The organism is Pseudomonas bijieensis, assembly GCF_013347965.1.
GTDB classification, from domain to species: Bacteria; Pseudomonadota; Gammaproteobacteria; order Pseudomonadales; family Pseudomonadaceae; genus Aquipseudomonas; species Aquipseudomonas bijieensis.
In genome coordinates this window covers 4721952-4747352 of record NZ_CP048810.1, presented here as the reverse complement: position 1 = coordinate 4747352, position 25401 = coordinate 4721952, and the positions used below count along the sequence as shown (strand labels likewise).

The following is a 25401-nucleotide window of genomic DNA, read 5'->3' as shown; positions in this document are numbered from 1 at the left end:
TTTCTCCTGTTAGTGGGCGACGGCAGCAGCGCCGTGTTCGTCGATCAGTGCACCGTTGTGGAAACGGTCGATGGAAAACGGCGCGGCCAGTGGGTGCATTTCACCCTTGGCCAGGCTTGCAGCGAAGACGTTGCCCGAGCCCGGGGTGGCCTTGAAGCCGCCGGTACCCCAACCGCAGTTGAAGAACATGTTCGGCACCGGGGTCTTGGAGATGATCGGGCAGGCGTCCGGCGTGGTGTCGACGATGCCGCCCCACTGGCGGTTCATGCGCACCCGCGACAGCACCGGGAACATCTCGACGATGGCCTGGATGGTGTGCTCGATCACCGGGTACGAACCACGCTGGCCGTAGCCGTTGTAGCCGTCGATACCGGCACCGATCACCAGGTCACCCTTGTCGGACTGGCTGATGTAGCCGTGCACGGCGTTGGACATGATCACGCTGTCGATGATTGGCTTGATCGGCTCCGACACCAGCGCTTGCAGCGGGTGGGATTCGATCGGCAGGCGGAAGCCCGCGAGCTTGGCCATGTGCCCGGAGTTACCGGCGGTCACCACGCCGACGCGCTTGGCGCCGATGAAGCCTTTGTTGGTTTCCACACCGATGCATACGCCGTTTTCCTTGCGGAAACCGATCACTTCGGTCTGCTGGATCAGGTCCACGCCCAACGCGTCCGCCGCCCGGGCAAAGCCCCAGGCCACGGCATCGTGACGGGCCACGCCGCCGCGACGCTGGACGGTGGCGCCCATCACCGGGTAGCGGGTGTTTTTCGAGCAATCCAGGTACGGGATCTCGTCGGCCACTTGCTTGGCGGTGAGCAATTCACCGTCCACGCCGTTGAGGCGGTTGGCGCTGACGCGACGCTCGGAATCACGGATGTCCTGCAGGGTGTGGCACAGGTTGTAGACGCCACGCTGAGAGAACATCACGTTGTAGTTCAGGTCCTGGGACAGGCCTTCCCAGAGTTTCATCGCGTGTTCGTACAGATGGGCCGATTCGTCCCACAGGTAGTTGGAACGCACGATGGTGGTGTTGCGCGCGGTGTTACCGCCGCCCAGCCAGCCCTTCTCGACCACGGCCACGTTGGTGATGCCATGTTCCTTGGCCAGGTAGTAGGCGGTCGCCAGGCCATGCCCGCCACCGCCGACGATGACCACGTCGTAGACTTTTTTCGGCGTCGGCGTGCGCCACATCCGCTGCCAGTTTTCGTGATGGCTGAGAGAGTGTTTGAAGAGGCCGAAGCCCGAATAGCGTTGCATAGTCATTACTCCAAAACCGACTCAGCGATAAACCGGGAAGTCCGCGCACAGGGCCGCTACTTGCTGGGCAACGTTGGCCTCGACATCGGCATCACCGAGGTTGTCGAGGATGTCGCAGATCCAGCCGGCCAGCGTGACGCACTGGGTAACCTTGAAGCCGCGGGTGGTCACCGCCGGGGTGCCGATACGCAGGCCCGAGGTCACGAACGGCGATTGCGGGTCGTTCGGCACGGCGTTCTTGTTGACGGTGATGTGGGCGCGGCCCAGGGCGGCATCGGCGTCCTTGCCAGTCAGGCCCTGACGGATCAGGCTGACCAGGAACAGGTGGTTATCGGTGCCGCCGGACACTACATCGTAGCCGCGCTTGATGAACACGCCAGCCATGGCCTGGGCGTTATCGATCACTTGCTGCTGATAGGCCTTGAAGCCTGGCTCCGCCGCTTCCTTGAAGCACACCGCTTTGCCGGCGATCACGTGCATCAGCGGGCCGCCCTGGGCGCCGGGGAATACCGCGGCGTTGAGCTTCTTCTCGATCTCTTCGTTGGCCTTTGCCAGGATCAGGCCGCCACGTGGACCGCGCAGGGTCTTGTGGGTGGTGGTGGTGACCACATCGGCGTACGGCAGCGGGTTCGGGTACAGGCCAGCGGCGACCAGGCCCGCGACGTGAGCCATGTCGACGAACAACAGGGCACCGACCTTGTCGGCGATCTGGCGGAAGCGTGGGAAATCCAGGGTCTTGGAGTAAGCGGAGAAACCGGCCACGATCATCTTCGGCTTGTGCTCGACCGCCAGGCGCTCGACTTCGTCGTAGTCGATCAGGCCGGTGGTGGTGTCGATGCCGTATTGCACCGCGTTGTAGAGCTTGCCCGAGGACGACACTTTGGCGCCGTGGGTCAAGTGACCGCCGTGGGCCAGGCTCATGCCCAGGATGGTATCGCCAGCCTGCAGCAGGGCCAGGTACACGGCGCTGTTGGCCGAAGACCCGGAGTGCGGCTGGACGTTGGCGTAATCGGCGCCGAACAGTTGTTTGGCGCGCTCGATGGCCAGGGCTTCGACTTTGTCGACGTGCTCGCAGCCACCGTAGTAGCGCTTGCCCGGATAGCCTTCGGCGTACTTGTTGGTCAGGCCGCTGCCCTGGGCCTGCATCACGCGCTTGCTGGTGTAGTTCTCTGACGCGATCAGCTCGATGTGATCTTCCTGGCGTTGCTCTTCGGCGTTCATCGCCGCCAGCAGTGCATCATCGTAGCCTTGGATTTGGTCTTGCTTGCTGAACATCGCGTCTCTCCCAGCGGCGGCGGTGCGCCTTTCGTCTCGGTGAGGCACGGACCGTTCGGTCGTGCCCTTTGGATGCGATGGTATGGCTGGCGCAGGCAGGTCAAATGCCTATGGACGCCACGCAAAGGTGCGTTTACGACATGCGCTCAAAGAGTCGGAGAGCAAGGGCTGCGGGATAGCACTGTGGGAGCAAAGCTTGCTCGCGATCCAGGCGCCTCGGTTCATGGGAGACCGCGTCGCTTTCATCGCGGGCAAGCCTTGCTCCCACAGGCATTGTTCCCACAGCTTTGCTCCCAAAATGCTGCTCCCACAGGGCTATGCGGCGATCTGGCGAACCGCGAGCAATATCAGGAAATGCGCGGGATACAGACCGTAGGCCCAGCGCCGCATCGCCGGCGGATGAAAACGACTCGCGTGTCGCAAAAGCATCAACCCAAGCCATGGCGCGATCAGGCAAGCCACCAATCCCCAAAACGCCACCCCATCCCCCAGCCATGCCGCGCCATACAACACCCGCCATTGGTTGGCCGCCACGCAAACCAGCCCCGGCAACAAGGCCATGTACAAGGGACGCCTGAAGACCAGCAGCATCGCCAGCGGCAGCAACACACCAAAGAAACCGAACATCAGCTTCGACGAAAACAGCGCCGCCAGCAGCAACGCCGCCACGGCCAGGCATCGGGCTTCCAGGGTGGGCGTTTGCCAACAACGCGCCACAAGCAACCCGAGCACCAGCGTCGGCATGACGTTCAGCGTGGAAGGGTCGGGAATGAACAAGCGGTAGGGGATCTCGCTGACGGCACTGAATAACAGCAGCCAGCCCAAGTACCGCCATGGAGCAGCGCTGGCACCACTGCGCGCCAGGTTCGCCGCCATCGCCAAGCAGAACCATGGGAACGCCAACCGCCCCGGCACATAGAGCCAATCGACGGAAAAACCGACATATCGCAGATGATCGAAGACCATCGACAAAAGCGCCAACCACTTGAGCAGGTCCAAGGCACCGTCACGCCTGCTCATGAGTAAAGCGACTCGATGACCTTGTGATTTCCTGACAGAAACATCCGGTGTGTTCCCTCGCTAATCTTGGGTAAAGTGCGCACCAGTATCGACCACGGCGCTGTGGACCCAAGCACGCCGAACCTTGGAACGCCCCATCCGGGCGTTCCGCCAGGGATCTCTTTATCCAGGACTCTCTATATCAGGAGCAAGGCCATGACCGACAAGAGTCAACAGTTCGCCAGCGACAACTATTCCGGCATTTGCCCCGAAGCCTGGGCGGCCATGGAAGAAGCCAACCAGGGTCACCAACGCGCGTACGGCGACGACGAATGGACCCACCGCGCGGCGGATGATTTCCGGGCCTTGTTCGAAACCGACTGCGAAGTGTTCTTCGCGTTCAATGGCACGGCGGCCAACTCTTTGGCGCTGTCCTCACTGTGCCAGAGTTATCACAGCGTGATCTGCTCGGAAACCGCCCACGTCGAAACCGACGAATGCGGCGCACCGGAATTTTTCTCCAACGGTTCCAAGCTGCTGGTGGCGCGCACCGAAAACGGCAAGCTGACCCCCGAGTCGATCCGCGAGATCGCCCTCAAGCGCCAGGACATCCACTACCCCAAGCCACGGGTCGTGACCCTGACCCAGGCCACGGAAGTCGGCAGCGTCTACACCCCGGATGAAATCCGCGCCATCAGCGTCACCTGCAAGGAACTGGGGCTGAACCTGCACATGGACGGCGCGCGGTTCTCCAACGCCTGCGCCTTCCTCGGCTGCTCCCCGGCGGACCTGACCTGGAAGGCCGGCGTGGACGTGTTGTGCTTCGGCGGCACGAAAAACGGCATGGCGGTGGGCGAAGCGATCCTGTTCTTCAACCATGACCTGGCCGTGGATTTCGACTATCGCTGCAAACAGGCCGGGCAACTGGCCTCGAAAATGCGCTTCCTCTCCGCGCCCTGGGTCGGCTTGCTGCAGAACCAGGCCTGGCTCAAGCACGCCCGCCACGCCAACCACTGCGCCCAATTGCTGGCGGAACTGGTCAGCGACATTCCCGGCGTGGAACTGATGTTCCCGGTCCAGGCCAACGGCGTGTTCCTGCAACTCTCGGAGCCAGCCATCGCCGCACTGACCGCCAAGGGCTGGCGCTTCTACACCTTCATCGGCAAGGGCGGCGCACGCTTCATGTGTTCATGGGACACGGAAGAGGCGCGGGTAAGGGAATTGGCGGCGGATATTCGGGAAGTGATGGCGGGCTAGGAAGACAGGCTCAAAGCCTGCCCAGCCCATCTGTGGAAGAGGTCTATCTGTGGCGAGGGGATTTATCCCCGCTGGGCTGCGAAGCAGCCCTAAAACCTGCGGATGCGGTGTATCAGGTTAACCGAATTGACTGCCTTGGGGCCGCTTCGCGGCCCAACGGGGATAAATCCCCTCGCCACAAGATCTTCAGCGCCCACCAGTGAGAGTGCTGATCAAAACTCGATCCGCACATCCCCCTTCGGCACGCTGCAGCACGACAGGATGTAACCCTCGGCCTCGTCGTCTTCGGTGATCCCGCCGTTGTGGTCCATTTCCACTTCCCCGCCCAGCTTCAACACCTTGCAGGTGCCGCAGATGCCCATGCCGCAGGCCTTGGGGATCATCATGCCGAGCTTGGCGGCGGCGGCGTGTACGGTTTCTCCCGGTCCCACGCGGATGCTCTTGCCCGAGGAGGTGAATTCCACCAGGTGCAGGTCCGCCGCATCGACTTCCGGAGCGTCAGCCGCCTGTTCGGCCTGTTCCACCGCGTCGGCACGGGCCTCTGGTGGTGTGGCGCCGAAGGATTCCTCGTGGTAACGCTTCATGTCGTAGCCGGCGGCTTCCAGCAAGCGCTTGACCGCGGTCATGTAAGGGGTCGGGCCGCAGCAGAACACTTCGCGCTCGAGGAAATCAGGCACCATCAATTCCAGCATCTTGTGGTTCAGATAACCGCGATACCCGGCCCAGGGCTCGCCCAGGCCATGCTTTTCACAGATCAGGTGCAAGCTGAAGTTGTCGATCCGCGACGCCATGTGTTCCAGCTCGCGGTGATAGATGATGTCCTTGGGCGAGCGGGCGCTGTGGATGAAGGTCATGTCGACATTGGCGTTGGTGTCGTAGAACCAGCGCGCCATGGACATGCACGGCGTGATCCCCACGCCACCGCTCAGGTACAGGACTTTCGGGCTCGGGAAATCGATGGCGTTGAACAACCCCACCGGCCCGTGCACCGCCAACTCCTGGCCTTCATGCAGGGTGTCGTGCAACCAGTTGGACACCTTGCCCCCCGGCACGCGCTTGATGGTCACCGAGAAACTGTAGGGCACCGACGGCGAGCTGGAGATGGTGTAGGAGCGCATGATCGGCTGGCCTTCGATTTCCAGCTCCAGGGTGACAAACTGCCCCGGCTTGAAAAAGAACATGATCGGCTGGTCGGCCATGAAGCAGAAGGTGCGCACATCCCAGGTTTCCTGGATGACTTTGACGCAACGTACGATATGTCGGCCATTGGCCCAGGTCTGGGTCGTGACCGGGTTCAGGAAATTATTGGACATGCTGATCTCCACGGCCGACTGCCGGCCTTCATGATGGCGATTGTGCGCAGGCGCCTGGGTGACCATTTACCTATCTGCGACATTCACATACTTATCGCGACCAGCCCCCAACTACCGGGGCTAGCGCGTCGGGAACAGATTGGGCCATGTCGCCCATGGATAAGGTTGCGCCCCTGCGCGGCCCCACACTCGCCTCAACAGACAAACACAATTTTCTGCCTTGCGTAGCACAACCGATCAGCCACTTTTTTGATGGTCACGTAGAGGGCCATGAGGATAAAACGATGGACGTCACCACCACCCTGAGCCTGGGCGATCCGCTGGAACCCGCACGCAAGGCCACCGCACAGATGCTGCAGGAGCGCGAGCGCACCTTCTCGCTGCCACAACCGTTCTACTCCGATGAGCGCCTGTTCGATATCGACATGCAGGAAATCTTCCAGAAAGAGTGGTTGATCGCCGGCATGACTTGCGAAATCCCGGCCAAGGGCAACTACCTGACTCTGCAAGTCGGCAAGAACCCGATCATCGTCATTCGTGGCGCCGACGGCGTGGTGCATGCTTTCCATAACGTCTGCCGCCACCGTGGTTCGCGGCTGTGCACCAGCGACAAGGGCAAGGTCGCCAAGCTGGTCTGCCATTACCACCAGTGGACCTACGAGCTGGACGGTCGTCTGCTGTTCGCCGGTACCGAGATGGGCGCCGACTTCGACATGAAGCAGTACGGCCTCAAGCCCGTGAACGTGAAGACCTCTGGCGGCTACATCTTCATCAGCCTGGCCGAGAACCCGCCGGCCATCGATGACTTCCTGTCGACGCTGAACCATTACATGGAACCGTACGACATGGAGAACACCAAGGTGGCGGTGCAAACCACCTTGATGGAAAAGGCCAACTGGAAACTGGTGCTGGAAAACAACCGCGAGTGCTACCACTGCGGCGGTTCGCACCCGGAACTGCTCAAGACCCTGCTGGAATGGGACGACGTCACCGACCCACGCGCCGACCAGGCGTTCAAGGACCATGTGGCCGCTTCCGCCGCCGCCTGGGAAGCCGAGAAGATCCCTTACGCCCACGCCAGTTTCGGCCTGCGTAACCGCATCGTGCGCATGCCGCTGCTCAAGGGCACCGTGTCGATGACCATGGACGGCAAGCAGGGCTGCGCCAAGCTGATGGGGCGCATCAAGAACCCGGACCTGGGCTCGATGCGCATCCTGCACCTGCCGCACTCGTGGAACCACTGCATGGGCGACCACATCATCGTGTTCACCGTGTGGCCGATCAGCGCCCAGGAAACCATGGTCACCACCAAGTGGCTGGTGCACAAGGACGCGGTCGAAGGCGTGGACTATGACGTGGCACGCATGCGCCAGGTCTGGGACGCCACCAACGACCAGGACCGTCGCCTGGCCGAAGAAAACCAGCGCGGTATCAACTCCACCGCCTACCAGCCAGGCCCGTACTCCAAGACCTATGAGTTCGGCGTGGTGAACTTCGTCGACTGGTACAGCGAGCGCATGCTCAACAACCTCGGGGCCGAACCGGCACCTTACCTCAAGGGTGTTCCAGTCCAGGGCTGACAACTAAAAGCATCGCGAGCAGGCTCGCTCCCACAAGGGATCTTTGGCACACCGAAGATCAAATGTGGGAGCGAGCCTGCTCGCGATAGCGGTCTCCCATTCACCCGATTACTGTGAAGACCACCGCACCGAACCATCCTCCCCATAAAACGTCTCGACAATCTCCTCCCCCTTCAGTTGCACCTTCACATACCCATTCAACACCCGCAGCGGATACGCCTCGTCTCCCGCCAACTGGGTTTCCGACCACAACACCCGCACATGCCCGTTCAGCTCGCTGGTGGTGCCATAGGGAATCGCCCCGTGCCCAGCGCAACGCGCATGCAATCCGCCTTGCGGCGCATAGCAGATGCCGTTGTGCAGATGCCCCCAATACCAGTAATCCGGCTCGCGCCCCAGGGCGTCGCACACCGGTTGGTAAAGTGCAGTCTTGTTGTGCCCGGAAATATCGAAGCCCTGGTGATGACTGAGCACCATCAGCTTCTTGCGCTTGGGCAGGGTTTTCATCCACTCGATCTGCTGCGTATTGAGAGTGCCGTCCATGTACAGGTTCATGGCGTCCGAGGCATAGGCAGTGTCCAGGCCGACCACGAGCCAGTCGTCGTTGTACAAGGCAAAGTAGCTGGTGCCTTGTTGCACCGGGAAACGCTTGGCCAGTTCCTTGAAATAACCGTGGGCACCGCTGTACATCTCATGGTTGGAGTTGAGGGTGAACGAGCCCTGCTTGCCCTGGGGCCAGCCGGCCATGTCGACGTCTTCCTGGGAATGGGTCCCGGCGTAATACACATCGCCCAGGTGGATGGTGAAATCGGCCTCGGCCAGCTGCATCTGATTGGCCACGGCCACCGCCGGTGCGTGACTGTCGAAAGGCCCGGTGCCCCAGTCGCCGGCAATGGCCAGCACCACGTCGCTGTCCATTTTCACCAGCGCCGGGTTGGTGGCGAACGTTGCGTGATGGCGCAGGTTCTCGATCCACTTGAGCAGCGCCTCGCTCCACAACAGGTCCAGCAGTTCCCATTTGCGACAGCCGAGCAAGGTGCCGTCCTTGAGTACCTGAGTAGGGAGCTCGGCGACGGTTTGCGGCAAGGGGCTGGGATTGCCGATCTTGAGGATCGACAAGCCATGGGCCAGTTCCCACGGTACGGCCGGTTCATCGTCCGGCAGCTCACCATGCTTGATGACGTATTGCGCCTGGTCGTGACCTCGCTGCAGCAGCTTGACGATGGCCTCGAACTCTTCGGGTTCGAGCTCGTTGACGAGTTTCTGCCAGGACATTTCCAGCCGCGTGACCAACCCGTGCAGGCGGACCTTGACCTTGTCGAACTCATGTTCCCAATGGTGCAGTAATGACATGTGGACGCTCCTTCGCAATGCCCCGGGCTACAGGGTCTTCATGAATTCGATCAGGGCTCGCTTGTCGACGTCCGACAGCTGCGTGCCATACAGGTGGCCGCCGTTGTGGTTGCCTTCCAGGCGGGTGTCGTATTTGAAATCCGCCGACGCCTTCATTTGCGCGCCGCTGGTGATGAAGCCGACCTTCTCCTGGTCGTAGATGTCGGAGCCGGTGTAGAACACCTGCGGACGTTGTTCCGGCGCTTGCAGCAGATCCCACAGGGTCGGCACCGAGCCATTGTGCAGGTACGGCGCACGCAGCCAGATGCCGTCGGTAGGCGTGTTGCTGTAGCTCTGGGTCTTGCGGTAGGCGCCGAAGTCGAACGGTGGTTTCTTGAAGCCGTGGAACGCTGCCACCAAGCCCGTGGTGAAGGAGTTCAGGCGATGGGGATCGGTGCCCAACTGGTCGATGTTGGTAGTGACCTGGCCGGTGTCGCTGCTGCCGAAGTCATGGCAGCCGGCGCAGTTTTTCTCCCAGATCGGCTTACCTTGGGCGACTTTGGCCTGGTCCAGGGCGAACGGCCAGGCCGGGGCCTTATGGCCCAGCAGCCAGTTGGTCACCCGGTTGAAACTCGGCGGCAGCACCGATTCCGGCGTTGCGCCCACGGCCATGGCCGCTGCGTAGTTGCGCTCGTGGATCTTGTTGTTATTGCCGTCCCAATGCAGGTACATCGACTCGCGGGGCTTCTGGTTCCAGACCTGCGGCAGATCCACGGTGCCGATGGTGGAGTCATCCGGGAAGCCGAACACCACCATTTTGGTCGGGTTGAAGGTGTCGGTCCGCCCAGGGCCTTGGGCCGGACGCAGTTTCTGCCAGGCGTAGGACTGCTTCTGCTTGAGCAGCGCGCTCTTGGCCATCGGGATGATCAGGTAACGGTTGTAGAGCTTTTCGAAAAACCCCAGTTGGAACTTGCTGTTGATCGCCGCCATGACCGCATCGGGGGTGAATTTCGGGTCGCTGGCGCAATCGTAGGCGAACCACTGGAAGGCTTGCAGTTGCAAGGTATTGGCCGGCGCGCTGGCGACCGGAATCGCTACGTCACTGGCATTGGCCCGGTAGGAACCGGTATGGCACAGAGCGCAGTTGGGCTCCACGGTGGGGTAGCCGAGCTGCCGCTTGGCCATGCCGATGGGCAGGTCGTTGCCGTTTTCATAGAGGAAACCGAACACCTCGTAACCGCCCGGCTTGGGCAGTTTTTCCGGGCACATCTGCGGCAGTACGGCAAACAGGTAATAGGGAATCCGCGCCTCGATGCCCAGGCCGATGGCGGCGTATTTGTAATGGTCTTCGTCTGAGGCGAAGTCCGGTTGCGGCACTTCCCGGATCATCTGGTACCAGGTCTGGTAGCCAATGAAACCCAGCAGCGCTACCACCAGCAACGTGCCGACCTTGAATCCGTGGCTCTGCCAGCGCAGCGCCCAACCGGCGCGCCATTCCCGCCACCCGGCGCAAAGCAAGGCCAGCGGACGATTGACCTTCGGGCTGCCCAGGTACAACAGCACGCCCAGGATCAGGAACATGCTCAGGTCGCCCATCAACATCGGCACGAACAACGAGCCCTGGTTGTTGGTGTTGATCAGGTAGATCCAGAACACCACCGCCACCAGCCGCGACAGCACGCACAACCACGAATGCACCACGAAACGTGGCGCGTTGAACCCCGAGGGCATGTAGAACAGGCTGATCCCCACCAGCAACATGCCGGCGTTCTCCAGCCAGGGATCGGACAATACGGGTGGCAGGCCGATCATGGACGTCAGCAACGCCGGCGCGAACAGCGCCGGGATCGCGAAGAACATGTTCATGACAATCCCGACCCAGATGATGCGTTGGAACCAGCGGATGTAAGTGTTCATGGGCATCCTTTTTTCCTTATTCCTGACTCGCCACAAAACCCATGTGGCGAGGGAGCTTGCTCCCGCTGGGCCGCGTAGCGGCCCCCAAGACTTCAAAAGCGACGACTGCTTCGCAGCCGAGCGGGAGCAAGCTCCCCTCGCCACGGGTCAGTCGCGACTTCAGCCCAACGCGGTCTTCTCCAGGTGCCCAAGGATGATCGGATACACATCCACCACCGCATCCTTGCCGAACATGCAGTCGATGTGACCGTACCCCGGCACTTCATGGCGGCTGAACAACTGCGGGCCATGCATCTCGCACAGTCGCTCGTAGGTCTTGAGGGTGCTTTGCGGCAGGTAGCACTGGTTGTCGGCGCCGCTGATGAAGCAGATCGGCAGCTTCAGCCGATCGAAATGCGGCATGTAGACGTCATTGCCCTTGAAGTCCACCAGATGCCCCTTGCGCACGATCAGCGCCAGGTGCTCGAAGGTCTGAATGTTCGACTCGCCGAACAACTCATGCAGGTTGTCGTGCAGGGTTTCGTTGAGGGTGTCGTGGCGGTACAGCGACGCATACATGAAGGTGATGCGATGGCAGACCGGGTTGGTGCAATAGCCCTGGGCCTCGATCCGGGCATAGCCGTTGAGGGCCTTGTCGTAGAGTTTGTTGAACCAGCTTTCCTTGGTGTCGGCGTAGGCCGTGAGGGACTTGATGCCGATGGCATCGAGCATCCCCGGCAAGTGCAAACCGGCCTTCAACCCGGTGGCGGTGGCGACCACCGTGTCGGCGGCGATCTGCGAGCAAACCACCGAACGCACCCCTTGCAAGCCTGCCAGCATCGACATGAAGAACGTCGTCGCGCCATAGCAATGCACCACGCACTGCACGTCACGGGCCAGGGTCGCTTGCTGGATCTGCTCGATGGCGGCCTTGAAGTCGTACTGGGCCACCTGGTCGCCGTTCCATTCATGCTTGCTGGCCGGCAGCAGGATACTCACGCGCAAATCCAGCAGCCAGACGTCGTACTCGTACTTGCACAGGTACTCCAGCAGGTTGGTGTGGATGGTGTCGGTGGAGAAAATATTCGAGCCCACGCCCAGGCCATGGACCAACATCACCGGGCCTTTGGTACCGGCCTGGTAACGGGTCAGGCGCAACTCGACGTTGTCTTCGGTCTGGAAGAAATGCACCACCGGTGCCGGCGCAACCAACGGCCGTTTCAAGCGGGGCGGCGCATCCGGGTTGAAGTAGACGTCGCCGGCGAAAACCCCGCCGTAGCTTTCCCACAGGATCCCGGCGAAGAACTTGCCGAACCGCGCCAGTGCCTCCACACGCTCACGCTCGTTACGGGCGTTGAGCACTTTCATGGTGGTCATCTGCTTGGCGAAGTCGGCCGGCAGAATGTGCATCACCCCGGAGCCGATCACCGCGCCGGTCTTGTCCGTCCCGCGATAGAGCGTGACGTAAAGGGTGCTGGTGTCGTGCCAGATGTTCAGCACACCGTTGTCCTCGGGCACGGTCTTGAAGGCGCTGAAGTAATAATCGCTGCCGTCTTCGGCGGTCAGCTTCATGTCGTAGTTCATGTGCCGCACGCCAACCTGCTCCTGGTACTGCTCGAACAGATTGAATACGCCGTTGCTGGCGACCAGCGGCTGCGACGACAGCAGCGGTGCATCGAGGGTGCCCACCAGGGTCGCGGCGTGCTCCGGTTCCTTGATCAGGCGATTGAGGTCGGCGGCAGTGATGGTCAGGGTGAATTCGATCGGCGAGTTGTCGGCCTTGCCCCGCTTGGCCGCCGCTTCGTACAGGCTGAGGTCGGTGCCCTGGGCTTGGGTGAAGGCGGTAGAAAAGTAGCCCTTCATGGTTTCGGTGAATTGCACGCCGAGTGTCGGCGCCGCCACGGGTTTACTCGGGGCCGAGGGCAGCGTGTAGTCAATGATCCAGCCCCGATCCGCCGCCAGCAGTCCCATGTTGCGCTCGCTCACCGCCGAGATGGTCAACAGTGGGTTGACCGCCAGGGACGTCGGGATCACTGCGCCGTCGCTCACGTACAGGCCTGGGTAGACATCGGTACCGCTGGCGCCACTGAACACCTGGCCCTTGTGGTTGACCACTCCTTGCGTCGCATCTTCGCCCATCACACAACCGCCCAACGGGTGGACCGAGACGATGCTGTGCTTGAGCAGCTTGGTCCAGATCGGATTCTCGACCCAGATCCCACCCAGGGCCTTGGTGCTCTGGTGCAGGCGTTCATTGCCGAGGGTGACGTTTTCCTGTTCGCCGACGCCTGGCCAATCGATGCGCAGTTGGTCCTTGTTATCGAGCAGCATGCGGCCCTTGGCGTTGTCATGGCTCATGATCAGGTAGGTCTGCATGTTATGCAGCGCACCATGGTAGGGGCCGCGCAGGAAACTCTCGGCTTCCCGGCCCTTGTACTTGAGGCTGGCACCGAAGCCGGTATCGGTGGGCACGCCGATCATCCCGGCGAATGCCGCCATGCTCGGCACCATGGCTGAGCCAAGGGCACCGGGAATCGAACCTTCCTCGATGACCATGCGGCTGCGCCAGTCGCCTTCGGTACGCATGTCGATGATTGAGGTAATGCACGGTCCCACCGGTTCCAGCTCCTTGGCCGAATGGGCGCCAAAGCCGATGCCGTTGATGACCTGGTCGCAGTTGTGGCCGAAACCGAGGATGTCGCCATTGCCGCTCATGTTCTCGCCCAACTGGCTGGACATCGACAGGCCCTTGTCTCGCGAGCGCAACATGATTTCGGTGGAACCCAGGGTACCGGCGGACACCACCACGATATCGGCCCGCACGAACAGGGTCGGCGCCGAGAACATCTCGCGGCCACTGTCCAGGTATTGGAAGTGCACGATCCAGCCATCGCCGTCGCGTTCCAGGTGCCGCACCTCGGCCTGGCAGAAAATCTCTGCGCCGTGGTTCCAGGCATCCGGCAGGTAGTTCATCAGCGTGGTGTTCTTGGCCTTGTTGTTACAGCCCGAGACGCAATCGCCACAGCCATTGCAGGGCAACTGTTCGACGCCGACGTGGTTGAGGTTGTTGGGCAGCTTGTCGAAGGTCACGTTGATCGGCGGCTTGTAGAAATGCGCGCCTTGCTTGAGGTAGTCGGCCGACTTCTTGTGGGCGTCGAGCTTGGGCAGGTTCGGCTGCGAAGCCGGATAAGGATTGGGCTTGAGCATCTCCCGGGCCCGGGCGTAGCCGTCCTTGAGCAGCGTGTCGCGGTGTTCGCGCACCGCCTGGGGCCAGCGCGGGTCCTCGAACACACCGGGCTCCGGCTCCAGCGCAACGTTGGCATTGATCAGCGAAGTGCCGCCCAGGCCACAACCGACCACCACGTTCTGCTGGGCGTTGACGTGCAGGTCGAACAGCCCGGTACGCGAACCGATGTGCCCATCCGGGTCGTGGACTTGCAGTTCCTCGGTGGCCGCCACCAGGGTGTTGGGGTATTCGCCGGGCTGGATTTCCCGGCCACGCTCCAGCAGGCAGACCTTGCGCCCGGCCCTGGACAGGCGCGAGGCAGCAATGCCACCACCGTAGCCGGAACCGATGACGATCACGTCGTAGTGCTCCTGGATATCACTGATGGGGGTCGAGATCCGTGTCATGTTCAAGTCCTCTCAGGCAGATGGGGCAACTCTGCGGTTGCCTGCAAATCGACAGGCGCACGAACGCCTGGCCACCGTCCCTTGCAGGGTCCGGCGGCAGTCAGCGGTGCTACAGGGGGAAAACCCGGGCGCTATAGACGCGCACGCTGATTGGCGGCGCGTCGATGAATGCGTTTATGTAAAGAGGTGGGAGATGCCGGGACACAGGTCACCGGTGAGAGCGGGTGCAAACGGGGGGCCTTGCTATCCATCATGTGTTCTCCCTGAACCTGATGTGGATAAAGTGCGATGTCCTTGTGCCATGGAAGTGAAGACAGCCGACAGACCCTCGTCAAGGGTGTGCCTTAGAACTGTATGAAATTTGATCTATCGCGATTTGCGCTATGCAAACCGTGGCTTGTAGCGTTCGGCGAACAAGTTATCCACACGACCACCCACAGCAAATGGGGACAAGTGTGGGTATGTCCGGTATTTTTTCAGCGACAAAGTGAATAAAAACCGTGACTTATGGACAATGATGGTTTTTCCGGGCTGCCGGTTGTTTTTTGATCAATTGCCTGCAAGCCTTGCCCAACGAGGCCTTTAGAGGTGAGCGAACACCTTATCCACAGAAGCGCCAACAGTGTTTGGGGGTAATTTTGACGATTCTGTGGAAAACCCTTTGGACGGCTTGTAAAGCGGGGTTTTCCCGGGGTTTTCCTGATAAAAACGGCCAATCGATCATTTTATGATCAACCCACTGAACGCCCCGGCCCGTATGGCTTGCAGCGTAGAGCGAACATCTTATCCACAGAAGCGCCAACAGAGATTGGGGGCAAGTTGGTGCTGGAACGGCCTCTTACTCACAGATAAAAACCAATAAAAACCGTGGGTTAGGCTGACTGTTTTTTGAGCGAAGGCCTGCAGGGCCTGATTTGCATGGGGTGCAGCGAGGGGCGAACAGGTTATCTACAGAGGCGCACACAGGGATTGTGGGTAAGCAATCCACCTGTGGGGTCTCAAGGCCGATGCATGAGGTACGCCTCCCCCGTCACCCGAATCATTGGATGCGGGACAACCTGACAGGTCTTGACGATGCCAAAGCCATGGCGCTCATAGAACCGGCGGGCGCCGGTATTCGCGGCGTAGTCGATCAGGCTCAGGCCGTTGAGCGCCAGTTGATCGGCCCGCTGTTGCGCCCGTTCGAGAAAGCGCGCGCCGAGGCCCTTGTTGCGCCAGCCTTCATGCAGGGCCAGGCTTGAAATGTAGAGGGTATCGGGGACTTCCATGTCGGCGTAGGGCGCCAGGATCGGATCGGTGGTGGGAGTCGCCAGCGGATCATCACGTGTCACATAACAATGCATCATGCCGATGACCCGTCCGCCGGCTTCTGCGATAAGGCAGTTCTGATAGGAAAAATCGACATCCTCGCGGGCATAACGAGCAGCACCCACGTCCAGCAAGTCCTGCCCTGGCTCCGCAAATTGGCTCCAGATGTAATCCGATGCGCCCTCTGAGGAAATCCGGAACAAACGAGCGATCTCCCGGGTATCCGTGGGCAAGGCTGGACGAAATTCAACTTCCATTGATATGGCTCCTTTGGCTGACAAGCGGTTTTCTTACGCGCAGGTTTGAGGCGCGGCAACACGTCGGGACAGCGGTTTTATGGCTGGATGTTGCGGCAGGTCAGGTTGATCGTTTTTTAAGCGAAGGCTCGAAAGGCCTGATTGGCGCGGTGTCCGGGTAGGTCCGAACAGGTTATCCACAGAGGCGCGCACAGGGATTGTGGGTAAAAACCGCAACACCTTGTGGGAGCGAGCCTGCTCGCGATGAGGCCATGCCAGTCAACATGGATGTGAATGTAAGACCGCTATCGCGAGCAGGCTTGCTCCCACAAGGGTTTGTGGTGAGCCTGGATTTAGCGAACCACCCCTTCCTCCACCAACAACTTGAGAATCGCCTCGGCCCCCGCCTCCGCGCTCACGCCCTTGAGCACTTGCCCACCTCCGCCACTGGCCTTGGCCGTGGCAGCTTTCATGCGGTCGGCGCCGCTCTTGGCCTTGATCACTTTCAAGCGTTTGGGCCGTGGTTTGGCCGGTTGCAGGGTTGCCACCGCCAGCAGGGTGTCGTCGATCACTTCGACTTCCTCGGCATGCAACGCCCCACGCCGGGCCGGGCCGTAGGCGCTTTGCCGAGGTTTTGGCGCAGCGTTATCCACAGTGGCCAGAAACGGCAGGCGCACTTTGAGGCGTCGGCGCTGCCCACGCGGCAAGGCTTGCAGCACCAAGGCCACGCTGCCGTCGATGGACTCGACCTGAGCGAGCCCAACCACCAGCGGCCAACCCAGATTCTCGGCCAGCAGGAACGGCAACATGCCCGAGCCTTCGCCGGTTTCCGCCTGGCTGCCGGTGAGCACCACTTGGGCGCCGGCGTCACGCAGGTAGTCAGTCAGGGCTGGCAACGCATCAGCGCCGACGGGGTTTTCCAGGACGTGGAGTTCGTCCAGGCCCATGCCCAGGTAAGCCCGCAGGGCCGGTTCGGCCACGTCGCCTGCGTGCAGCACTTGCAGGTCGCTACCGGCCAGTTGCAGGCCCAGCTCCACGGCCCGGGCGTCCTGTTCGGCACGGCGGGGCCGACCGGAGGTGGGGTGAGCGCCGATGGACACCAGGCTGATCACTTGAGTACTCATGATTGAATCCTTAGCTTAAGCCGCATCGCGCTTGGCTTCGTTGCGGTAAGCCTCTACCGCCGCGATCAAGGCCTGGAGAATCGCCGCGCTGTCGCCGATCACCGACAGGTCTGCCCGTTTGATCATGTCGCAGCCCGGGTCGAGGTTGATCGCCACCACTTTGTCGCAGGCACCGATACCTTGCAGGTGCTGGATCGCCCCGGAAATCCCCACGGCCACGTAGACCCGCGCCGTGACCCAGGTGCCGGACGCGCCGACCTGACGGTCGCGAGCCATGAAGCCGTCGTCCACCGCCACCCGCGAAGCGCCTTCGGTAGCGCCCAGGGCCGCAGCGGTCTTGTGGAAAAGCTCCCAGTCCTTGACCCCGTTGCCGCCGGAGAAAATGAACTCGGCCTCGGCCATTGGGATCGCCCCCGGGTCCACCGCCACCGCGCCAAGATCCTCGATGCGCGACAAACTGCGCGCCACGCTTGTGGATAACTCCACCGGCAGGGCTTCGTGACGGGTTTCGCTGACCGGCTCGGCGCATTCGGCCGCTGCCAGGATCAAGCGCGCCAAGGGTCGGGCCAAGTCTTGCAGGCCCGCGCCGGCACGGCCGATGCATTCCTCGCCCTTGACCTGCCAGACCCGCGTCGCCGGGCGTTCGCCCAGGGCCGCGGCAAAACGCCGGCCCAGTTCGCCGCCACCGGTGCGGCTGTCGGGCAGCAGCCAATGGCGTGGGTTGAATTGGTTATCCACAGCCCGAAGGCCTTGCACCCGTTGTTCCGGTGCATAACCGCTGAATTCCTCGCCTTCCAATACCAGCAAGCGGTCGACACCGGCCGTGGCGAAGGCGTTTTCCTTGTGCTCGCCGAACACCACCGCCAGCACCGCGCCTTCCGCGCCGGCAAGCTGATGGGCCAGGCCCAACAGGTCGCGGTCGTGGCTGCTGAGACGGCCACCGACCATGTCCGGAACGACACAAATGTGGAACGCCGGTTGCGGTACTTGATGCAGCGGCAGTTGCACTTCGGTGGCGGCGGTACGCTTGGTCGCACCACCCTGCTGGGCACCGCTACGGTCGATGCGCTTGATGCCGTTGGGGCCGATGAAACCGACGCCATGAACGTTCTTGCGAATGACGCCGTTGGGCCCCATCCAGCTGTGCTGTACCGGTTGCATGGCCGCATGCAACGGGTGCAGGCGGTTGCGGGCGATCCACTCGGCGCGAGGGTCGCGGCGGATGATGTCGCTCATTAATGCACCTCCGCGGGTTCACGTTTGGCTGGGACCACGGGCTTGCTCGGGGCCGCGTCTTCCAGCAGCGCATCGGCCACCAGTTCGGCGATGTCCTTGATCATCGGTCGAGGTTCGACCACACCTTCAAGCATCGCGGTGCATTGTGGACAACCCACGGCCACCAGCTCGGCACCGGTTTCGCGGATGTCTTCCATGCGCATGTCGGGGATCCGCTGCTTGCCCGGGATGTCGGTGATCGGCGCACCGCCGCCACCGCCGCAGCAACGGGAGCGGAAACCGGAACGCTGCATTTCCTTGACCTCGATACCCAGCGAACGCAGTACTTGGCGCGGCGCCTCGTATTCGCCGTTGTAGCGGCCCAGGTAGCACGGGTCGTGATAAGTCACGCTGTCGCCCTTGTGCTGGCCAAGGTTCAGCGCGCCGGCGTCGATGATTTCCGCCAGGTAGGTGCTGTGGTGTTGCACCAGGTAGTTGCCATCGAAGGCGCCGTATTCGTTTTTCAGCACGTGGAAGCTGTGGGGGTCGCAGGTGACGATGCGGTTGAAGCTGTACTTGGCCAGGGTCTGGATGTTGCGTTTGGCCAACAGTTGGAAGGTCGCTTCGTCACCCAGGCGCCGGGCCACGTCGCCGCTGTCGCGTTCTTCGAGGCCAAGCACGGCGAAGTCGACTTTCGCGGCTTTGAGCACTTTGACAAAGGCGCGCAGGGTGCGTTGGTTGCGCATGTCGAAAGCACCGTCGCCAACCCAGAACAGCACGTCGGTGGATTTCTTCTCACTGAGCAGGTTCAGGTTCAGGTCCGCCGCCCAGTTCATCCGTCCGCCCGGGGCGAAGCCGCCCGGGTTGTCGGTGGCGATGAGGTTTTCCAGGACCTCGGCGCCCTTGTTCGGCGTCGCGCCTTTTTCCAGGGTCAGGTGCCGGCGCATGTCGACGATGGCATCGACGTGCTCGATCATCATCGGGCATTCCTCGACGCACGCCCGGCAGGTGGTGCAAGACCACAGGGTCTCGGCGTCCACCAGGCCGTTGACGATGGGCTGGTGCGGATTGCCGCTGTGTTCGCCCACCGGTTTACCCGGATACGGGCTGCCGGCGAATTTCGCATCGGTGCCGCCGGCCAGGCCGACGACCATATCCTGGATGAGTTTCTTCGGGTTCAGCGGCTGGCCGGCGGCAAAGGCCGGGCAGGCGGCTTCGCACTTGCCGCACTGTACGCAGGCGTCGAAGCCCAGCAGTTGGTTCCAGGTGAAGTCCTTGGGTTTTTCCACACCCAGCGGTGCGGCGGGGTCGTTCAGGTCCAGCGGCTTGAGACCGGTGGAACGGCCACCGCCAAAGCGCTCGGCACGGCGGTGCCAGGCCAGGTGCAGGGCCCCGGCGAAGGCGTGCTTCATCGGCCCGCCCCAGGTCATGCCGAAGAACAATTCCGAGACGCCCCACAGCACACCGACACCCAGGATCGCCGCCACCAGCCAACCGCCGAAGTTCTCCGGCAGGATGCCCGCCACCGGCAGGGTCACCAGGAAGAATGACGCCGAGAAGGCCAGCAGGCTTTTCGGCAGGCGCATCCACGGTCCCTTGGACAAACGGGCCGGCGGATTGCGTCGACGCAGGTAGACGAAGATCGCACCGACGAACATCACCGCCGACATCAACAGCAACGCGTAGCCGAGCCAGCGGTTATGCAGGCCAAAGCCGTGGACCAGGATCGCCAGCACCACCGACGCCACCGCACCACCGGCCGTGGCCACGTGGGTATTGGCAATGTATTTGTCCCGCGCCACCACATGGTGCAAATCCACCATGTAGCGCTTGGGCATGGCGAAGAGGCCGCCGATCAGGTCGACCTTGGCCGGTCGGCCCCGGCGCCACATGTTTACCCGCCGCAAGGCGCCGAGGACCGCGAGGCCCAGGGCAGCGAACAGCAGGATGGGAAGAAGGGTGTTCAGCATGGTGAAGCTCCCAAAGACCTCAGGTCTTGCAGGCACAGAAACCTGGATGTCTTGCTCGATTCCTGTGGGAGCAAGGCTTGCCCGCGATGCAGTCGACTCGGTCAGTCAGATGCTGCGCGTCGCATTTTTCGCGGGCAAGCCTTGCTCCCACAGGGTTATCCACAAGCCGTTAGAAATCCTTGCACAACCGCAGGGCGTCGTAGATGGCAGCGTGGGTATTACGCTGGGCCACGCAGTCGCCGATGCGGAACAGCAGGTAGCCCTCGCCGCTCTGCTCCAGGCACGGTTGGGGCTTGATCGCGAACAGGGCTTCGACGTCGATCTGGCCCTTGTTGCGCGACCCTTCCTTGAGCGCGTAGTAGATTTCTTCGTCCGGCCGCACGCCGTTTTCCACCACCACCTGGTCCACCACGCGTTCTTCCTTGGCACCGGTGTATTCGTTCTCCAGCACCGCCACCAGCTTGTCGCCTTCGCGGTAGACCTTCTCCAGCATCATGTCCCCGGTCATGATCACTTCCTTGGGGTACATGCTGCGGTAGTAGGTAGGGAACGACGTCCCGCCAATCGCCACGCCCGGCTTGATGTCGTCGGTGACGATCTCGACCTGGCTGCCCTTGTCGGCGAGGAAGTCGGCCACCGACATGCCGGTGAACTCGCAAATGGTGTCGTAGACCAGCACGTTCTTGCCTGGCGCGACCTTGCCGTCGAGCACGTCCCAGCTGCTGACCACCAGCCCTTCGGCGGCGCCCCAGTGCTCGTTCTGCTCCAGGTTCGGATGCCCGCCGACAGCCAGTACCACCACATCTGGACGCAGGTCCATGATGGTCGCCGCATCAGCCGCCACGCCCAGGCGCAGGTCGACTTTCAACCGCGCCAGCTCCAGTTGGAACCAGCGGGTGATACCGGCGATCTGGTCCCGTTGCGGAGCCTTCGAGGCCGTGGTGATTTGCCCGCCGATGAATTCTTTCTTCTCGAACAGGGTCACGTCGTGCCCACGTTCGGCGGCCACACGCGCCGCTTCCATCCCGGCCGGGCCGGCACCAACGACCACCACCTTGCGTTTCGGCCCGGTGGACTTCTCGATGATGTGCGGCACGCCCATGTATTCACGGGACGTCGCGGCGTTCTGGATGCACAGCACGTCCAGGCCCTGGTACTGGCGGTCGATGCAGTAGTTGGCGCCGACGCACTGCTTGATCTGGTCGATCTGGCCCATCTTGATCTTGGCGATCAGGTGCGGGTCGGCGATATGGGCGCGGGTCATGCCGACCATGTCGACGTAACCGCCCTCCAGGATCCGCGTGGCCTGGTTCGGGTCCTTGATGTTCTGCGCGTGCAGGACCGGGACCTTGACCACTTCCTTGATACCGGCGGCCAGGTGCAGGAACGGCTCCGGTGGATAACTCATGTTCGGGATGACGTTGGCCAGGGTGTTGTGGGTGTCGCAACCCGAGCCCACCACGCCGATGAAGTCCAGCATGCCGGTGTCATCGTAGTACTTGGCGATCTGCTTCATGTCCTCGTGGGACAAGCCGTCCGGGTGGAACTCGTCACCGCAGATGCGCATGCCCACGCAGAAATCGTCACCGACCTCGGCACGCACGGCTTTCAACACTTCCAGGCCGAACTTCATCCGGCCTTCGAAGGTGCCGCCCCATTCGTCGGTACGCTTGTTGACCCGTGGGCTCCAGAACTGGTCGATCATGTGCTGGTGCACGGCGGACAGCTCGACGCCATCCAGGCCACCGGCCTTGGCACGCCGTGCCGCCTGGGCGTAGTTGCCGATCACCCGCCAGATTTCTTCCGGCTCGATGGTCTTGCAGGTGGCGCGGTGCACCGGCTCACGCACGCCGGACGGCGACATCAGGGTCGGCCAGTTGAAACCATCCCAGCGCGAGCGCCGGCCCATGTGGGTAATCTGGATCATGATCTTGGCGCCATGCTTGTGCATGGCGTCGGCCAGGTTCTGGAAGTGCGGGATGATGCGGTCGGTGGACAGGTTCACCGAACTCCACCATTCCTGCGGGCTGTCGATGGCGACCACCGACGAGCCACCGCAGATCGCCAGCCCGATGCCGCCCTTGGCCTTTTCTTCGTAATACTTCACGTACCGGTCGGTGGTCATGCCGCCGTCGGTGGCGTAGACCTCGGCGTGGGCGGTGCTGAGCACGCGGTTGCGGATGGTCAGTTTGCCGATCTGGATCGGCTGGAACATTGCTTCAAAAGCCATGGCGCAATCCTCGACTTACAACGGCTTGACGATGAACAGGCCGTCGTCGTGGCCTTCTTCGGAACCGCCATAGACCTGTTCGGCCACGGTGCGGATCTTGCTGCCGCGAGCGGCCAGGATCTGGTCCATGGCGCCGGCGAACCAGCCGGTGAACATGTAGTCGACCTTGCGCCCGACCTTGCCGTACACATAGACGAACGCCGAATGTTCGAGCTTGACGCTGGCGGTGCCTTTGTCCAGGTCGATGTCCTGGATCTTGAACAGACCCCAACCACGCTGGGACAAGCGCTTCATGTAGTGCTCGAACACCGCGACACCTTCCAGGCCATGGCATTCGGCTTCTTTTTCACACCAGTGCCAGGCGGATTTGTAGCCGGCCTTGTAGAGAATCTCGGCATAGGCGTCGGCGCCCAGGACTTCCTCGATGCCCATGTGGTTGTTGACGAAGAAGTGACGCGGCACGTACAGCATCGGCAGGGCGTCGGAGGTCCAGACACCGGTTTCGCTGTCGACTTCGATAGGCAGTTGCGGGGCGATCTTGGCCATGAAAACTTGACTCCGGAAATTCGTGGTATTGCCTGCGGCGCAGAGGGCCGCAGGTAGAGGATTAGCGGTGCGGTGGCGGTTACTCGCCCCAGACGTCTTTCAAGACGTTGACCCAGTTTTCGCCCATGATCTTGCGCACCACCCGCTCAGGATGGCCGCGCTTGAGCAGCGTCTCGGTGAGGTTCGGGAACTCGCCCACAGTGCGGATGCCCAGGGGGTTGATGATCTTGCCGAAGCTGGTCAGACGACGGGCGTAGCCCTTGTCGTGGGTCAGCATTTCGAAGAAATCCTGGCCGTGGCCCTGGGTGAAGTCGGTACCGATGCCGATGGCGTCTTCGCCGACGATGTTCATGGTGTATTCAATGGCTTCGGCGTAGTCGTCGATGGTCGAATCGATGCCCTTGGCCAGGAACGGCGCGAACATGGTCACGCCAACGAAGCCGCCGTGGTCGGCGATGAACTTCAGTTCCTCATCGGACTTGTTACGCGGGTGCTCTTTCAGGCCGGACGGCAGGCAGTGGGAATAGCAGACCGGCTTCTTCGATTCGAGGATGACTTCTTCGGAAGTCTTGGAACCGACGTGGGACAGGTCGCACATGATGCCGACCCGGTTCATCTCGGCGACGATTTCACGGCCGAAGCCCGACAGGCCGCCGTCGCGCTCATAGCAACCGGTGCCGACCAGATTCTGGGTGTTGTAGCACATCTGCACCACACCCACGCCGAGCTGCTTGAAGATCTCGACGTAGCCGAGCTGGTCTTCGAAGGCGTGGGCGTTCTGGAAGCCGAAGATGATGCCGGTCTTGCCTTGTTCCTTGGCGCGACGGATGTCGGCGGTGGTTTTCACCGGGATCACCAGGTCACTGTTCTCGCGGATCAGTTTCTGGCTGGCAACGATGTTGTTGATGGTGGCCTGGAAACCTTCCCACACCGACACGGTGCAGTTGGCTGCGGTCAGGCCGCCCTTGCGCATGTCTTCGAACAGGTCGCGGTTCCACTTGGCAATGATCAGCCCGTCGATAACGATGCTGTCGGCGTGCAATTCGGCTGGGCTCATCAGGCAGTCCCCTTTTGTCAGCGATTCATGCGCCGAATCGTGTGCCGGCGCTTTGGGGCCAGCATATGCCTGAGGGCCGTGGCGACCGGGTGCAAAAACGACAGGGGAATTGCCGAAAGCGTCAATCCGCGACAATGGGCTATGCCCGGCCCACCCTGCCCGTCTGTTCTTTACCCGACGCTTGCGCCAGAATCCGCTGCATCACTGGCTTTCACTGGACTCGAGCGGCGACGCAATGAAATCAATCTTCCTGGCTTTGGCACTGATCAGCACCGTCGCACACGCGACCGAAGACACCGAACCCAACCCCTGCGACGCCGTGGAAAACGACGTCCAGACCCTGGCCTGCTCGGCCTACGGCAAAACCGCCGCCGAACAACTGCTCAATGAAAACCTGCAAAGCCTCAACGAACGCCTGCAAACCCGCTACGCCAGCGACAAGGCCCAACTCAGCGACATCACCGCCAAGATCAAGAACGCCCAACAGCTGTGGCAAAAACAGCGCGACGCCGACTGCGCCATCGCCGCCTTCCCGGCCAAACCCGGCAGCGAAGCCTACAAAATCGCCGAAAACGACTGCATGGCCCAGGTGAGCGACGATCGGTCGGAGTTTTTGGAGTCGATAGGGCAGGAGTGATGCGTCAGGAGCCGTTCCGCGCGGTAAGCTGCGCGCATCATTGGTAAAGGGACTCACATGAAAACCTGCGGCATCGAAATCAAAGGCAGCGAAGCAATCATCGCCGTTGCCTCGCTGGATCAACAGGCACTGACCCATATCGCCCTCAACACCAAGAAAATCGCCCTGGACGACGATGACGAAGCCGCCAACGTCAAGGCCTTCGCCGCTCAGGTGCGGGCGTTCGTGGTGGATAACGGTATCGAACGCATCGCCATCAAGAAGCGCAGCAAGAAAGGGGAATTCGCCGGAGGGCCGACGACGTTCAAGATCGAGGGGGTGTTCCAGTTGCTGGAGGGCTGCGAGGTAACGCTGCTGTCGCCGCAGACCATCAATGCACAGAGCAAAAAGCATGACTTCGCCCTGCCGGCGACGCTGAACAAGTATCAGCATGAGGCTTATAAGGCAGCATGTTCGGCGTTAGTGAAGAAATAGATCTTTCCAACCGGACACAGTACCTGTGGCGAGGGAGCGCCCAGGCTCCTGAGCATCTT

At 61.8% G+C, this 25401-nt stretch carries 18 protein-coding genes; 4 read left to right on the top strand and 14 right to left on the bottom strand.

Going from position 1 to position 25401, the window contains the following annotated elements:
* Positions 1-9: 9 nt before the first annotated feature.
* From GN234_RS20790 to GN234_RS20780, 3 genes are all read right to left on the bottom strand, one after another.
* Positions 10-1260: a sarcosine oxidase subunit beta gene (locus tag GN234_RS20790; RefSeq protein ID WP_109755034.1), complete on the bottom strand. Its 1251-nt coding sequence runs from the start codon at positions 1258-1260 to the stop codon at positions 10-12.
* 21 nt (positions 1261-1281) lie between these two features.
* Positions 1282-2535, bottom strand: coding sequence for a serine hydroxymethyltransferase (gene glyA / locus GN234_RS20785; RefSeq protein WP_047228145.1), 1254 nt, complete (start codon positions 2533-2535; stop codon positions 1282-1284).
* 315 nt (positions 2536-2850) lie between these two features.
* Positions 2851-3555, bottom strand: a complete 705-nt coding sequence (locus tag GN234_RS20780) for a TraX family protein (protein WP_176688998.1) — start codon at positions 3553-3555, stop codon at positions 2851-2853.
* 195 nt (positions 3556-3750) lie between these two features.
* Here GN234_RS20780 and GN234_RS20775 point away from each other — a divergent pair, with 195 nt between their 5' ends.
* The gene (locus GN234_RS20775) at positions 3751-4791 is read left to right on the top strand and encodes a threonine aldolase family protein (protein WP_109755038.1); all 1041 of its coding nucleotides are present in this window, start codon (positions 3751-3753) and stop codon (positions 4789-4791) included.
* Between the two features lie 212 nt (positions 4792-5003).
* On the opposite strand, the gene gbcB is transcribed toward GN234_RS20775, so the two are convergent.
* Positions 5004-6104, bottom strand: a complete 1101-nt coding sequence (gene gbcB, locus GN234_RS20770) for a glycine-betaine demethylase subunit GbcB (RefSeq protein ID WP_060743118.1) — start codon at positions 6102-6104, stop codon at positions 5004-5006.
* Between the two features lie 284 nt (positions 6105-6388).
* Here gbcB and gbcA point away from each other — a divergent pair, with 284 nt between their 5' ends.
* Entirely contained in the window at positions 6389-7684 is a 1296-nt protein-coding gene (gene gbcA / locus GN234_RS20765) for a glycine-betaine demethylase subunit GbcA (RefSeq protein ID WP_109755040.1), read from the top strand.
* A 108-nt stretch (positions 7685-7792) separates the two neighbouring features.
* Here the strand turns inward: gbcA and GN234_RS20760 are convergent, their stop codons facing one another.
* From GN234_RS20760 to GN234_RS20715, 10 genes are all read right to left on the bottom strand, one after another.
* Positions 7793-9037 (bottom strand): metallophosphoesterase, encoded by a 1245-nt coding sequence (locus tag GN234_RS20760; RefSeq protein WP_109755041.1) that lies wholly within the window; start codon positions 9035-9037, stop codon positions 7793-7795.
* 27 nt (positions 9038-9064) lie between these two features.
* Positions 9065-10933 (bottom strand): c-type cytochrome, encoded by a 1869-nt coding sequence (locus GN234_RS20755; RefSeq protein ID WP_176688997.1) that lies wholly within the window; start codon positions 10931-10933, stop codon positions 9065-9067.
* A 159-nt stretch (positions 10934-11092) separates the two neighbouring features.
* Complete coding sequence (locus GN234_RS20750; RefSeq protein ID WP_176688996.1) at positions 11093-14545, bottom strand: GMC oxidoreductase; 3453 nt, start codon at positions 14543-14545, stop codon at positions 11093-11095.
* Positions 14546-15543: 998 nt separating this feature from the next.
* Positions 15544-16110 carry a GNAT family N-acetyltransferase gene (locus GN234_RS20745; protein ID WP_176688995.1) on the bottom strand — a complete coding sequence of 189 codons (567 nt, stop codon included), beginning with the start codon at positions 16108-16110 and terminating at the stop codon, positions 15544-15546.
* A gap of 332 nt (positions 16111-16442) precedes the next feature.
* Positions 16443-17213, bottom strand: coding sequence for an electron transfer flavoprotein subunit beta (gene etfB / locus GN234_RS20740; RefSeq protein WP_176688994.1), 771 nt, complete (start codon positions 17211-17213; stop codon positions 16443-16445).
* A 15-nt stretch (positions 17214-17228) separates the two neighbouring features.
* Positions 17229-18449 (bottom strand): electron transfer flavoprotein subunit alpha, encoded by a 1221-nt coding sequence (etfA, locus tag GN234_RS20735; protein ID WP_109755045.1) that lies wholly within the window; start codon positions 18447-18449, stop codon positions 17229-17231.
* A complete protein-coding gene (dgcB, locus tag GN234_RS20730; RefSeq protein WP_176688993.1) occupies positions 18449-20398 on the bottom strand; it encodes a dimethylglycine demethylation protein DgcB in 1950 nt (649 codons plus the stop codon). The genes etfA and dgcB overlap by 1 nt, the downstream gene beginning before the upstream one ends.
* Before the next feature lie 169 nt (positions 20399-20567).
* On the bottom strand, positions 20568-22628 hold the full coding sequence (gene dgcA / locus GN234_RS20725; protein WP_109755047.1) for a dimethylglycine demethylation protein DgcA: 2061 nt from the start codon (positions 22626-22628) through the stop codon (positions 20568-20570).
* A gap of 15 nt (positions 22629-22643) precedes the next feature.
* Positions 22644-23174: a 4-vinyl reductase gene (locus GN234_RS20720; protein WP_003177589.1), complete on the bottom strand. Its 531-nt coding sequence runs from the start codon at positions 23172-23174 to the stop codon at positions 22644-22646.
* Between the two features lie 79 nt (positions 23175-23253).
* Positions 23254-24231 (bottom strand): dipeptidase, encoded by a 978-nt coding sequence (locus tag GN234_RS20715; protein WP_030139307.1) that lies wholly within the window; start codon positions 24229-24231, stop codon positions 23254-23256.
* Positions 24232-24466: 235 nt separating this feature from the next.
* Here GN234_RS20715 and GN234_RS20710 point away from each other — a divergent pair, with 235 nt between their 5' ends.
* Both GN234_RS20710 and GN234_RS20705 read left to right on the top strand, forming a co-directional pair.
* Complete coding sequence (locus tag GN234_RS20710; RefSeq protein WP_109755048.1) at positions 24467-24868, top strand: lysozyme inhibitor LprI family protein; 402 nt, start codon at positions 24467-24469, stop codon at positions 24866-24868.
* A gap of 57 nt (positions 24869-24925) precedes the next feature.
* The gene (locus tag GN234_RS20705; RefSeq protein ID WP_116833628.1) at positions 24926-25342 is read left to right on the top strand and encodes a DUF3010 family protein; all 417 of its coding nucleotides are present in this window, start codon (positions 24926-24928) and stop codon (positions 25340-25342) included.
* Positions 25343-25401: the final 59 nt, after the last annotated feature.